We start from the raw sequence: 12,602 nt of genomic DNA, 5'->3' as shown, positions 1-12,602 counted from the left end.
CGTGGAATACCGTAGCCTGACGCTTGATGATTTTTTATCGCGTTTTCAACTTTTGCGCCCGCAAATTAACCGGGAAACCCTAAATCATCGTCAGGCTGCCGTGTTAATCCCCATCGTCCGTCGACCGCAACCGGGGTTGTTGCTGACTCAGCGTTCGATTCATCTGCGTAAACACGCCGGACAAGTGGCGTTTCCAGGCGGCGCAGTGGATGATACGGACGCGTCAGTTATCGCCGCTGCGCTGCGCGAAGCTGAAGAAGAGGTTGCTATACCACCTTCCGCCGTCGAAGTTATCGGCGTGCTGCCGCCCGTCGATAGCGTCACTGGCTACCAGGTAACGCCAGTGGTCGGCATTATCCCGCCCGATCTGCCGTATCGCGCCAGTGAAGATGAAGTCTCCGCTGTGTTTGAAATGCCGCTCGCCCAGGCATTACATCTGGGTCGTTATCACCCTTTAGATATCTACCGCCGTGGCGATTCACATCGGGTATGGCTGTCCTGGTATGAACAGTATTTTGTATGGGGAATGACCGCAGGCATAATTCGTGAGCTGGCGCTGCAAATTGGTGTGAAACCCTGACTATACTTATCTTTACATCTACAAAACACTACTTGAGACAATCATCGCAATATTAGTTAAATCGCGGTTTTTGATTAGTTTAATTCATGTGAATAGTTAAGCCAGTCGCCGCGTTCCCTCTTACACTATGCGCTGTTATTAGTTCGTTACTGGAAGTCCAGTCACCTTGTCAGGAGTATTATCGTGATTAGTCTATTCGACATGTTTAAGGTGGGGATTGGTCCCTCATCTTCCCATACCGTAGGGCCTATGAAGGCGGGTAAACAGTTCGTCGATGATCTGGTCGAAAAAGGCTTACTGGATAGCGTTACTCGCGTTGCCGTGGACGTTTATGGTTCACTGTCGCTGACGGGTAAAGGCCACCACACCGATATCGCCATTATTATGGGTCTTGCAGGTAACGAACCTGCCACCGTGGATATCGACAGTATTCCCGGTTTTATTCGCGACGTAGAAGAGCGCGAACGTCTGCTGCTGGCACAGGGACGGCATGAAGTGGATTTCCCGCGCGACAACGGGATGCGTTTTCATAACGGCAACCTGCCGCTGCATGAAAACGGTATGCAAATCCACGCCTATAACGGCGATGAAGTCGTCTACAGCAAAACTTATTATTCCATCGGCGGCGGTTTTATCGTCGATGAAGAACACTTTGGTCAGGATGCCGCTAACGAATTGAGCGTGCCGTATCCGTTCAAATCTGCCACCGAACTGCTCGCGTACTGTAATGAAACCGGCTATTCGCTGTCTGGTCTCGCTATGCAGAACGAACTGGCGCTGCACAGCAAGAAAGAGATCGACGAGTATTTCGCGCATGTCTGGCAAACCATGCAGGCATGTATCGATCGCGGGATGAACACCGAAGGCGTACTGCCAGGCCCGCTGCGCGTGCCGCGTCGTGCGTCGGCCCTGCGCCGGATGCTGGTTTCCAGCGATAAACTGTCTAACGATCCGATGAATGTCATTGACTGGGTAAACATGTTTGCGCTGGCAGTTAACGAAGAAAACGCCGCCGGTGGTCGTGTGGTAACTGCGCCAACCAACGGTGCTTGTGGCATTGTTCCGGCAGTGCTGGCTTATTATGACCACTTTATTGAATCGGTTAGCCCGGACATCTATACCCGTTACTTTATGGCTGCGGGCGCGATTGGTGCACTGTATAAAATGAACGCCTCTATTTCCGGTGCGGAAGTCGGTTGCCAGGGCGAAGTGGGTGTTGCCTGTTCAATGGCTGCTGCGGGCCTTGCCGAGCTGTTGGGCGGTAGCCCGGAACAGGTTTGTGTGGCAGCGGAGATTGGCATGGAGCACAACCTCGGTCTGACCTGTGACCCTGTTGCAGGGCAAGTTCAGGTGCCGTGCATTGAACGTAACGCCATTGCGTCAGTCAAGGCGATTAACGCCGCGCGGATGGCCCTGCGTCGCACCAGCGCGCCGCGCGTCTCGCTGGATAAAGTTATCGAAACGATGTACGAAACCGGTAAAGACATGAACGCCAAGTACCGCGAAACGTCTCGTGGTGGTCTGGCAATTAAAGTCCAGTGTGACTAATACTTTATCCTCGCCCATCTGCAACGGATGGGCGAATTTATCCCCGCTTTCTCGTCTGCTGTAATTTTCCCCACTACACTTCCACTGTTGCGTCAGGCGTTTGTCGCCATACGCTTACAGGGTGGCCCGCATGCAAAAAGCACAACGGATCATTAAAACCTATCGCCGTAATCGAATGATTGTTTGTACGATTTGCGCACTCGTTACGCTCGCTTCGACCCTGAGCGTGCGATTTATTTCACAGCGTAACTTAAATCAACAACGGGTAGTACAATTCGCCAATCACGCTGTAGAGGAATTAGATAAAGTACTGCTTCCCCTACAGGCAGGTAGCGAAGTCTTACTTCCGCTAATTGGTCTGCCCTGCTCTGTCGCCCATTTGCCATTACGTAAACAGGCGGCAAAACTCCAAACTGTGCGATCCATTGGCCTGGTGCAAGACGGCACACTTTATTGCTCCAGCATTTTTGGTTATCGCAATGTGCCCGTCGTGGACATTCTGGCTGAACTTCCTGCACCGCAACCACTTTTACGACTGACGACCGACCATGCCCTGATTAAAGGCAGTCCGGTTTTGATTCAATGGACGCCTGCAGCGGGCAGTAGCAATGCTGGGGTCATGGAGATGATCAACATCGACTTACTGGCGGCAATGCTGCTTGAGCCACAACTGCCGCAAATCAGTAGCGCCAGCCTGACGGTGGACGATCGGCATTTGCTCTATGGTAATGGGCTGGTAGATTCCCTTCCGCAACCTGAAGACAATGAAAACTATCATGTTTCTTCGCAACGCTTTCCTTTTACCATTAACGTTAATGGTCCGGGGGCTACGGCGCTGGCATGGCACTATCTTCCAACACAATTACCGCTGGCGGTGCTGCTAAGTTTACTTGTGGGCTATATCGCCTGGCTGGCGACCGCTTACCGGATGAGTTTTTCCCGTGAAATCAATCTGGGCCTGGCGCAACATGAGTTCGAATTGTTCTGCCAGCCTTTGCTTAATGCGCGCAGCCAGCAATGTATTGGTGTAGAGATTTTGCTGCGCTGGAACAATCCACGTCAGGGCTGGATTTCACCGGATGTGTTTATTCCTATCGCGGAAGAACATCATTTAATTGTGCCACTGACCCGCTATGTGATGGCAGAAACCATCCGTCAGCGGCATGTTTTCCCAATGAGTAGTCAGTTTCATGTTGGCATTAACGTCGCACCCAGCCATTTTCGCCGTGGTGTGCTGATAAAAGATCTCAATCAGTACTGGTTTAGCGCTCACCCGATTCAGCAACTGATCCTCGAAATCACCGAACGCGATGCCTTACTGGATGTTGATTATCGGATTGCCCGCGAGCTGCATCGTAAAAACGTCAAACTGGCGATTGATGACTTCGGCACCGGCAACAGTTCATTTTCCTGGCTTGAAACATTACGTCCTGACGTGCTGAAAATTGATAAGTCATTTACCGCAGCTATAGGTTCTGACGCGGTTAACTCGACGGTGACCGATATCATCATCGCACTGGGGCAAAGACTGAATATTGAACTGGTGGCGGAGGGTGTGGAAACACAAGAACAGGCGAAGTATTTGCGCCGTCATGGCGTGCATATTTTGCAAGGGTATTTGTACGCACAGCCGATGCCGCTACGTGATTTTCCCAAATGGCTGGCGGGCAGCCAACCGCCGCCCGCCCGGCATAATGGACATATCACGCCCGTTATGCCGTTACGTTAACGCTTACTCATCTTCATCGTGCGCCGGTTGCTCTTTAACAATGCGAACCAGATCAACACGATAATCATTGGCTTCAATGATGGTAATATGCAGTGGCCCTACATCAATCACATCGCCCACACGGGGAATGTGACCATTTGCCGAGATCACGAGGCCCGCGACCGTCGCGATATCATCGTCATCGGCAAGGTGCTCAACATCAAGCGCCTGCTGCAAGGCATGCAAATCTGTACCGCCTTTTACCAGCCAGCCGTCACCATCGGTAATGATTTCCGGCGTTTCGTCAGCGTCCGGGAATTCACCCGCAATGGCTTCCAGCACATCCAGCGGCGTGACCAGGCCTTGTACCACACCAAACTCGTTGGTCACGATAACGAAGCTCCCGCGAGCACGACGCAGCACGCCCAGTAGGTTGATCGGGTCAAGGGTTTCAGGGACGATAATCGCCGGAGACGCCGAAGCAATCGCCGCCACATCAACACCTTCTTCGAGCGCCACCAGCAGTTCTTTAGCACGTACGATACCGATGATTTCATCCAGTTCACCGCGACATACCGGGAACAGACTGTGCGGTGAGGAGAGCAGCTGCTCACGGATTTCATCCACCCCGAGATTAGCGTCAACCCAACTTATTTCACCGCGCGGCGTCATGATCCCGCGCAGAGAACGCGACGCCAGCGTCAGTACGCCGTTAATCATATAACGTTCTTCTTCGGCAAACGCACCTTCCGGTACCGGGATAGGCATCGGGTTATCGGCATCGTGCTGAACATTGGCCTGACGTTTCCCCCCCATCAAACGCAGGATGGCATCGGCAGTACGCGCACGCAGCGGCAAAGTCGACTGGTGACGAATAAAGTTGCGACGCGCAATCTGGTTAAACACTTCGATGATGATCGAGAAGCCAATCGCGGCATACAGGTAACCTTTCGGAATGTGGAAACCGAAACCTTCTGCCACCAGACTCAGACCAATCATTAACAGGAAGCTCAGACAGAGCACCACTACCGTTGGATGCTGATTAACAAATCGCGTCAGCGGTTTCGATGCCAGCAACATGACCGCCATCGCAATCACCACCGCAGCCATCATCACCGGTAGATGGTTAACCATCCCTACAGCAGTAATCACCGCATCCAACGAGAAGACGGCGTCAAGGATGACGATCTGTGTGACGACCACCCAGAAACTGGCGTAGCCTTTACCGTGGCCGGAATCATGATCGCGGTTTTCCAGCCGTTCATGCAGTTCGGTTGTTGCTTTGAACAGCAAGAATATCCCCCCGAACAACATAATCAGGTCGCGTCCGGAGAAGGAGAAATCCATGACGGTAAAGAGCGGTTTGGTCAGCGTGACCATCCATGAAATCAGCGACAGCAGCCCCAGACGCATAATCAGCGCCAGTGATAACCCCAGCAAACGCGCTTTATCGCGTTGTTTTGGCGGCAGTTTGTCAGCAAGAATGGCGATGAAGACCAGGTTATCGATACCCAGCACAATTTCGAGAACAACAAGCGTGAGTAGCCCCGCCCAAATTGAGGGGTCCATTAAGAATTCCATGACAAGCTCCTGCTTAAGGAATAGCTATTCGGCGCCAGAAATAATGCAGGCGTAACGACAAAAGGCAAACGAAAGGTGCGGCATAAAGTGCCAGAAAAGCAGGCGTTAAAAGGCCTGATGCTGAAATGACGTCGGTGACGATCCATACTGCGGGCTACTGCCCTATACTCCATGGTTGTTAAACGGGAGTTAAACATATCAGAGACACATCTGATTTGGCAAAGATTTACCTTCCTTTGCAAACGAATGTGACAAGGATATTTTACCTTTCGAAATTTCTGCTAATCGAAAGTTAAATTACGGATCTTCATCACATAAAATAATTTTTTCGATATCTAAAATAAATCGCGAAACGCAGGGGTTTTTGGTTGTAGCCCTTATCTGAATCGATTCGATTGTGGACGACGATTCAAAAATACATCTGGCACGTTGAGGTGTTAACGATAATAAAGGAGGTAGCAAGTGACCATTGCTATTGTTATAGGCACACATGGTTGGGCTGCAGAGCAGTTGCTTAAAACGGCAGAAATGCTGTTAGGCGAGCAGGAAAACGTCGGCTGGATCGATTTCGTTCCAGGTGAAAATGCCGAAACGCTGATTGAAAAGTATAACGCTCAGTTGGCAAAACTCGACACCACTAAAGGCGTGCTGTTTCTCGTTGATACATGGGGAGGCAGCCCGTTCAATGCTGCCAGCCGCATTGTCGTCGACAAAGAGCATTATGAAGTCATTGCAGGCGTTAACATTCCAATGCTCGTGGAAACGTTAATGGCCCGTGATGATGACCCAAGCTTTGATGAACTGGTGGCACTGGCAGTAGAAACAGGCCGTGAAGGCGTGAAAGCACTGAAAGCCAAACCGGTTGAAAAAGCCGCGCCAGCCCCCGCTGCCGCTGCCCCAAAAACGGCTCCAACTCCGGCAAAACCAATGGGACCAAACGACTACATGGTCATCGGTCTTGCGCGTATCGACGACCGTCTGATTCACGGTCAAGTCGCTACCCGCTGGACTAAAGAAACCAATGTCTCCCGTATTATTGTTGTTAGTGATGAAGTGGCTGCGGATACCGTTCGTAAGACACTACTCACCCAGGTTGCACCTCCGGGCGTAACAGCGCACGTGGTTGATGTCGCCAAAATGATTCGCGTCTACAACAACCCGAAATATGCTGGCGAACGCGTAATGCTGTTATTTACCAACCCTACAGATGTAGAGCGTCTCGTTGAAGGCGGCGTGAAAATCACCTCTGTTAACGTTGGTGGTATGGCATTCCGTCAGGGTAAAACCCAGGTGAATAACGCGGTTTCGGTTGATGAAAAAGATATCGAGGCGTTCAAGAAACTGAATGCGCGCGGTATTGAGCTGGAAGTCCGTAAGGTTTCCACCGATCCGAAACTGAAAATGATGGATCTGATCAGCAAAATCGATAAGTAACGTATTGTGTTGATTATCACTCAGTTTTCACACTTAAGTCTTACGTAAACAGGAGAAGTACAATGGAGATTACCACTCTTCAAATTGTGCTGGTATTTATCGTAGCCTGTATCGCAGGTATGGGATCAATCCTCGATGAATTTCAGTTTCACCGTCCGCTAATCGCGTGTACCCTGGTGGGTATCGTTCTTGGGGATATGAAAACCGGTATTATTATCGGTGGTACGCTGGAAATGATCGCGCTGGGCTGGATGAACATCGGTGCTGCCGTTGCGCCTGACGCCGCTCTGGCTTCTATCATTTCTACCATTCTGGTTATCGCAGGTCATCAGAGCATTGGTGCGGGTATCGCACTGGCAATCCCTCTGGCTGCTGCAGGTCAGGTACTGACCATCATCGTTCGTACTATTACCGTTGCTTTCCAGCACGCTGCGGATAAAGCTGCAGATAACGGCAACCTGACAGCGATTTCCTGGATCCACGTTTCTTCTCTGTTCCTGCAAGCAATGCGTGTGGCTATTCCAGCCGTCATCGTTGCGCTGTCTGTTGGTACCAGCGAAGTCCAGAACATGCTGAATGCGATTCCGGAAGTGGTAACCAATGGTCTGAATATCGCCGGTGGCATGATCGTGGTGGTTGGTTATGCGATGGTTATCAACATGATGCGTGCTGGCTACCTGATGCCGTTCTTCTACCTCGGCTTCGTAACCGCAGCATTCACCAACTTTAACCTGGTTGCTCTGGGTGTGATTGGTACTGTTATGGCAGTGCTCTACATCCAACTTAGCCCGAAATACAACCGCGTAGCCGGTGCGCCTGCTCAGGCAGCTGGTAACAACGATCTCGATAACGAACTGGACTAACAGGTGAGCGAAATGGTTGATACAACTCAAACTACCACCGAGAAAAAACTCACTCAAAGTGATATTCGTGGCGTCTTCCTGCGTTCTAACCTCTTCCAGGGTTCATGGAACTTCGAACGTATGCAGGCACTGGGTTTCTGCTTCTCTATGGTACCGGCAATTCGTCGCCTCTACCCTGAGAACAACGAAGCTCGTAAACAAGCTATTCGCCGTCACCTGGAGTTCTTTAACACCCAGCCGTTCGTGGCTGCGCCGATTCTCGGCGTAACCCTGGCTCTGGAAGAACAGCGTGCTAATGGCGCAGAGATCGATGACGGTGCTATCAACGGTATCAAAGTCGGTTTGATGGGGCCGCTGGCTGGTGTAGGCGACCCGATCTTCTGGGGAACCGTACGTCCGGTATTTGCAGCACTGGGTGCCGGTATCGCAATGAGCGGCAGCCTGTTAGGTCCGCTGCTGTTCTTCATCTTGTTTAATCTGGTGCGTCTGGCAACCCGTTACTACGGCGTAGCGTATGGTTACTCCAAAGGTATCGATATCGTTAAAGATATGGGTGGTGGCTTCCTGCAAAAACTGACGGAAGGGGCGTCTATCCTCGGCCTGTTTGTCATGGGGGCATTAGTTAACAAGTGGACGCATGTCAACATCCCGCTGGTTGTCTCTCGCATTACTGACCAGACGGGCAAAGAACACGTTACCACTGTCCAGACTATTCTGGACCAGTTAATGCCAGGCCTGGTACCACTGCTGCTGACCTTTGCTTGTATGTGGCTACTGCGCAAAAAAGTTAACCCGCTGTGGATCATCGTTGGCTTCTTCGTCATCGGTATCGCTGGTTACGCTTGCGGCCTGCTGGGACTGTAAGACTGTTGTACACTACCGGGGCCTTTTGGCCCCGTTTTTTTATCTGGAGGATTAATGACAATCACGGACCTGGTACTGATTCTTTTCATCGCCGCACTCCTGGCCTTCGCGATCTACGATCAGTTCATCATGCCCCGCCGTAACGGCCCCACCCTGCTGGCAATTCCTTTGCTCCGGCGTGGTCGCATCGATAGCGTTATCTTCGTCGGATTGATTGTCATTCTTATCTATAACAACGTCACGAATCATGGCGCGCTAATAACAACATGGTTATTAAGTGCACTGGCTCTGATGGGTTTTTATATATTCTGGATCCGCGTTCCGAAGATCATTTTTAAACAAAAAGGTTTTTTCTTCGCCAATGTCTGGATTGAATATAGCCGAATCAAAGCGATGAACTTGTCGGAAGATGGCGTGTTGGTGATGCAATTAGAACAGCGTCGGCTGTTAATCCGCGTTCGAAATATCGACGATCTGGAAAAAATTTATAAGCTTCTCGTTTCAACTCAATAAGTTATCAATTTAGCCAAAGCTATGTTTAGTGTATTTTTAATAATCAGACATAGCTTAGGCTATATTACCCCTTCCCTTATTTGTTATTTATTTTAACGTTTCATTGATATATAAATCTAAATGACAATCGTTATCAATTAACTGCTGAAATAATATATCCCAACAGTTGTTTTATATTCTAAAAATATGTTAATGTTGCGCCCTCATTTGGGGAGTAGCCGATTTCCAGATTCCGGAAATGTACGTGTCAACATACTCGTTGCAAAACGTGGCACGTACGGACTGAACACTTTCAGTCAGGCGAGACCATATGCACATCAATCGCTATGCCTGCATGAACGCGAAAATCATCGCGGTTTGTTGTTCATGTATGCATGTTTGCTGGGGGCGATGATGTGTTTTATGGATACCCCGGTCAGGACGTTGTCATGAATATCACTGCTACTGTTCTTCTTGCGTTTGGTATGTCGATGGATGCATTTGCTGCATCAATCGGTAAAGGTGCCACCCTCCATAAACCGAAATTTTCTGAAGCGTTGCGAACCGGCCTTATTTTTGGTGCCGTCGAAACCCTGACGCCGCTGATCGGCTGGGGAATGGGCATGTTAGCCAGCCGGTTTGTCCTTGAATGGAACCACTGGATTGCGTTTGTGCTGCTGATATTCCTCGGCGGGCGAATGATTATTGAGGGTTTTCGTGGCGCAGATGATGAAGATGAAGAACCGCGCCGTCGACACGGTTTCTGGCTACTGGTAACCACCGCGATTGCCACCAGCCTGGATGCGATGGCTGTGGGGGTTGGTCTGGCCTTCCTGCAGGTCAACATTATCGCGACCGCATTAGCCATTGGTTGTGCAACCTTGATTATGTCGACATTAGGGATGATGGTTGGTCGCTTTATTGGCTCAATTATTGGGAAAAAAGCGGAAATTCTCGGCGGGCTGGTACTGATCGGCATCGGCGTCCAGATCCTCTGGACGCACTTCCACGGTTAATAAGAACGCTGCCAGAGGTGAATATTAAAGTCCGTCTGGCAGTCGAACACTTCTTTTGCTGCCAGTGTTTGCCAGACTTCTGACTTCGCACGCCAGGCAAACGGCGTCATCTGCAATAATGCGACGGCTTCGTCACCGCGAAGACGCATCGGATAACACAACTCATCACTCTGCTGTAATGTAAAACCTTCCAGTTGTTCTGCATGTGGTGCATGAAGATGTACTTCATTGTAAATCAGCCCCTTCAGCTCCATCAAATGTCGCGGTCCCGGCGTGGCAGTAATGACCCAACCGCCAGGCTTCACTACTCGCGCTAATTCTTCTGCTTTACACGGCGCGTAAATACGTATTATGGCGTCCATACTGGTATCGGAAAACGGCAAACGGTGGCTGGAAGCAACACAAAAAGTGACCTGCGAATAGCGTTTCGCCGCCGCTTTTATCGCTACCTTCGAGACATCCAGGCCAAACGTGGTGATTTCGGGCAGCGCATCGGCAAATGCGTGTGTGTAATACCCTTCACCACAGCCAATATCCAGCACCGCCGTGGCCTTTTCATCAAGTCGTTCCCGCAGTTGGGCGACAATTGCATCACGCAGCGGCTGATAATGTCCGGCATCTAAGAATGCGCGGCGTGCTTGCATCATTTCCGCGCTGTCGCCCGGATCACGAGACCGTTTATGCTGAACGGGCAGCAGATTGACATACCCTTCTTTCGCCATATCAAACTGATGTCGCTGGGGACAGATATAGCTGTTTTTTTCACGCGAAAGAGGCTGATGGCAAAGTGGACAGGAAAACGACATGACAACTCCGGCAGGATACTAAAGGCCGCAAGTGTAACGCGAATCACGCGGCGGGCAAATATCCGAACGCCAGGAGCGAAGATAAAGCAAAGTAAAAAGCCTCGCATTCGGCGAGGCTTTATAGCGAGATTGAAGCGTATTCACACTTCAGATCAGTGGATTCGATCAGATAGCTGTTACGTTAACAGCTGCCGGACCTTTCTGGCCGTCCTGAATTTCGAACTCAACGTTCTGACCTTCAGCCAGAGTTTTGAAGCCATTACCCTGGATAGCGGAGAAGTGTACGAACACGTCTTTGCTGCCATCAGCCGGAGTAATGAAGCCAAAACCTTTAGACTCGTTGAACCACTTAACCTGACCTTTAATCTTTGCCATTTGAAAAATTCCTTAGATTGTTTTCTTCGCCCGCAGGCATAACATAGATAAAACTGACACATTACTGCATGAGGCACCAATATAAGGCTCGGCAGAGAAGCGGTATTCAACGTCAACGTGTTTACTCAGGACTTCTTTACTGAAAATGCCACACATAAACAGAACTGTACCTCGTTTAACCCGAAATCTGTTATCACATACAACGTTAATTATGGCAAGCCATTTTTAAACATGTCTCGATCAGACGCACAAATCTCGATACGTCTTCCACTTTTTTTGCACACTTATGCAACGGAATACGCGCCGATATATCATTGTGCTTAACCTTGCCAGTTCAGGCAGATACTTAAACTGACGTATTTCCTAACATAGTTCAATAAGTTCAGTTGTTCCAGGCCAATGGGAGAAGTTATTACATAGTGCGTGCAATATCACATTTTCTGCTATGCAATGAATAAAAAGTTATATCACTTTTTCTCATAAAACAGTCAGTTAACGCCTATCAATCACCCCAAAGAGAAGTCAATCGCCAAAGGTATTGTAAATTTAAAATAAGAAAAATTGATGAATGCGCAAAAAATCAAGAGAGAAACGTTTCGCTAATAAATAATAACACGCTTAATCACAAATCCGATGTAAACATCCTAATAAATTAATGGGCTAAATATCTTTTTCTGATATCCCGTTACGCAAATAAATAATATGATAATTATTTGAAGTCAGACCAGAGTTTTAATTTGAAGCAGTTGCACCATGACAGTGCGTATAATCAGGATGAATTGAGTAACCCTTCAACGACGGGGTTACTCAAGATTGAGGAAGGATTACCGTTCGGCGACCAGACGAATAATATCTTCGTCTTCAACCGATTTTTGACTCTCAACGGTCTTTTTATCTGCTTTCTCAGGTTCGTTTGCTTCGCACAAACGACGTAACAGTGCATTTTGACGTTTTTGCTGATCCAGCAACGCCTCAAGCAGTTCAATCTGTTCGTTAGTCCGTGAACTGGCACGATTGATAAAAAACCACAAGATGAGCCCGATAAGAAGAACCACCACCGATACAACCAAAGACGCAATGTTCATCACGCCTGAATTTACAACTTCGTTCATTTCACCACCTCTGAGTAGAGGCGCTATTCTACCACTGCTGGAGAGGAAGAAAATCTAGTGCTGAAAAAATGATATCACCACGGGATAAACTGGTTAATGGCACAAATTCCGCTGAAAAATTGTACATCCTGATCGCACATCATGTTGAATACCTGCGCCCAAAGCAGCAAGCAAGCCAACACCACGACAACCAGAACGACCCATCGAAACTTTTTCACTCCAA

General features: G+C 49.3%; 15 protein-coding genes. 8 read left to right on the top strand and 7 right to left on the bottom strand.

What is annotated here, in order from left to right:
• Window position 1 precedes the first annotated feature (1 nt).
• The 3 genes from ATB02_RS03215 (at window position 2) to ATB02_RS03205 (ending at window position 3,857) form a co-directional block, all read left to right on the top strand.
• Window positions 2-580: a CoA pyrophosphatase gene (locus ATB02_RS03215; RefSeq protein ID WP_000456725.1), complete on the top strand. Its 579-nt coding sequence runs from the start codon at window positions 2-4 to the stop codon at window positions 578-580.
• Between the two features lie 183 nt (window positions 581-763).
• Window positions 764-2,128 carry an L-serine ammonia-lyase gene (gene sdaA / locus ATB02_RS03210; protein ID WP_054250503.1) on the top strand — a complete coding sequence of 455 codons (1,365 nt, stop codon included), beginning with the start codon at window positions 764-766 and terminating at the stop codon, window positions 2,126-2,128.
• Window positions 2,129-2,258: 130 nt separating this feature from the next.
• A complete protein-coding gene (locus ATB02_RS03205; protein ID WP_001353154.1) occupies window positions 2,259-3,857 on the top strand; it encodes an EAL domain-containing protein in 1,599 nt (532 codons plus the stop codon).
• A 3-nt stretch (window positions 3,858-3,860) separates the two neighbouring features.
• Here the strand turns inward: ATB02_RS03205 and yoaE are convergent, their stop codons facing one another.
• The gene (gene yoaE, locus ATB02_RS03200; protein WP_000394976.1) at window positions 3,861-5,417 is read right to left on the bottom strand and encodes a CNNM family cation transport protein YoaE; all 1,557 of its coding nucleotides are present in this window, start codon (window positions 5,415-5,417) and stop codon (window positions 3,861-3,863) included.
• On the bottom strand, window positions 5,405-5,563 hold the full coding sequence (locus ATB02_RS26865) for a protein YoaL (RefSeq protein ID WP_269218577.1): 159 nt from the start codon (window positions 5,561-5,563) through the stop codon (window positions 5,405-5,407). The genes yoaE and ATB02_RS26865 overlap by 13 nt, the downstream gene beginning before the upstream one ends.
• A 316-nt stretch (window positions 5,564-5,879) precedes the next feature.
• Here ATB02_RS26865 and manX point away from each other — a divergent pair, with 316 nt between their 5' ends.
• The 5 genes from manX (at window position 5,880) to mntP (ending at window position 10,086) form a co-directional block, all read left to right on the top strand.
• Window positions 5,880-6,851: a PTS mannose transporter subunit IIAB gene (gene manX / locus ATB02_RS03185; protein ID WP_000150546.1), complete on the top strand. Its 972-nt coding sequence runs from the start codon at window positions 5,880-5,882 to the stop codon at window positions 6,849-6,851.
• A gap of 62 nt (window positions 6,852-6,913) precedes the next feature.
• Window positions 6,914-7,714, top strand: coding sequence for a PTS mannose transporter subunit IIC (gene manY / locus ATB02_RS03180; protein WP_000406926.1), 801 nt, complete (start codon window positions 6,914-6,916; stop codon window positions 7,712-7,714).
• Between the two features lie 12 nt (window positions 7,715-7,726).
• Window positions 7,727-8,578 (top strand): PTS mannose transporter subunit IID, encoded by an 852-nt coding sequence (gene manZ / locus ATB02_RS03175; RefSeq protein WP_000228655.1) that lies wholly within the window; start codon window positions 7,727-7,729, stop codon window positions 8,576-8,578.
• 54 nt (window positions 8,579-8,632) lie between these two features.
• Entirely contained in the window at window positions 8,633-9,091 is a 459-nt protein-coding gene (locus ATB02_RS03170; RefSeq protein WP_000156255.1) for a DUF986 family protein, read from the top strand.
• A gap of 428 nt (window positions 9,092-9,519) precedes the next feature.
• Window positions 9,520-10,086 (top strand): manganese efflux pump MntP, encoded by a 567-nt coding sequence (gene mntP / locus ATB02_RS03160; protein ID WP_001296134.1) that lies wholly within the window; start codon window positions 9,520-9,522, stop codon window positions 10,084-10,086.
• Here the strand turns inward: mntP and rlmA are convergent.
• The 5 genes from rlmA to mgrB form a co-directional block, all read right to left on the bottom strand.
• Window positions 10,083-10,892: a 23S rRNA (guanine(745)-N(1))-methyltransferase gene (rlmA, locus tag ATB02_RS03155; protein WP_105271070.1), complete on the bottom strand. Its 810-nt coding sequence runs from the start codon at window positions 10,890-10,892 to the stop codon at window positions 10,083-10,085. The two genes, mntP and rlmA, sit on opposite strands and share 4 nt — an antisense overlap.
• Window positions 10,893-11,057: 165 nt before the next feature.
• A complete protein-coding gene (gene cspE / locus ATB02_RS03150; RefSeq protein WP_001062678.1) occupies window positions 11,058-11,267 on the bottom strand; it encodes a transcription antiterminator/RNA stability regulator CspE in 210 nt (69 codons plus the stop codon).
• A gap of 12 nt (window positions 11,268-11,279) precedes the next feature.
• Complete coding sequence (locus ATB02_RS03145) at window positions 11,280-11,423, bottom strand: DUF2627 domain-containing protein (protein ID WP_001295496.1); 144 nt, start codon at window positions 11,421-11,423, stop codon at window positions 11,280-11,282.
• A 668-nt stretch (window positions 11,424-12,091) separates the two neighbouring features.
• Window positions 12,092-12,379, bottom strand: coding sequence for a YebO family protein (locus tag ATB02_RS03135; RefSeq protein ID WP_001006866.1), 288 nt, complete (start codon window positions 12,377-12,379; stop codon window positions 12,092-12,094).
• A gap of 74 nt (window positions 12,380-12,453) precedes the next feature.
• Complete coding sequence (mgrB, locus tag ATB02_RS03130; RefSeq protein WP_000714550.1) at window positions 12,454-12,597, bottom strand: PhoP/PhoQ regulator MgrB; 144 nt, start codon at window positions 12,595-12,597, stop codon at window positions 12,454-12,456.
• Window positions 12,598-12,602: the final 5 nt, after the last annotated feature.

This window comes from Escherichia sp. MOD1-EC5189, from assembly GCF_002966045.1.
In the GTDB taxonomy this organism is placed as follows: domain Bacteria; phylum Pseudomonadota; class Gammaproteobacteria; order Enterobacterales; family Enterobacteriaceae; genus Escherichia; species Escherichia coli_F.
This window is presented reverse-complemented; position numbering and strand designations above follow the sequence as displayed.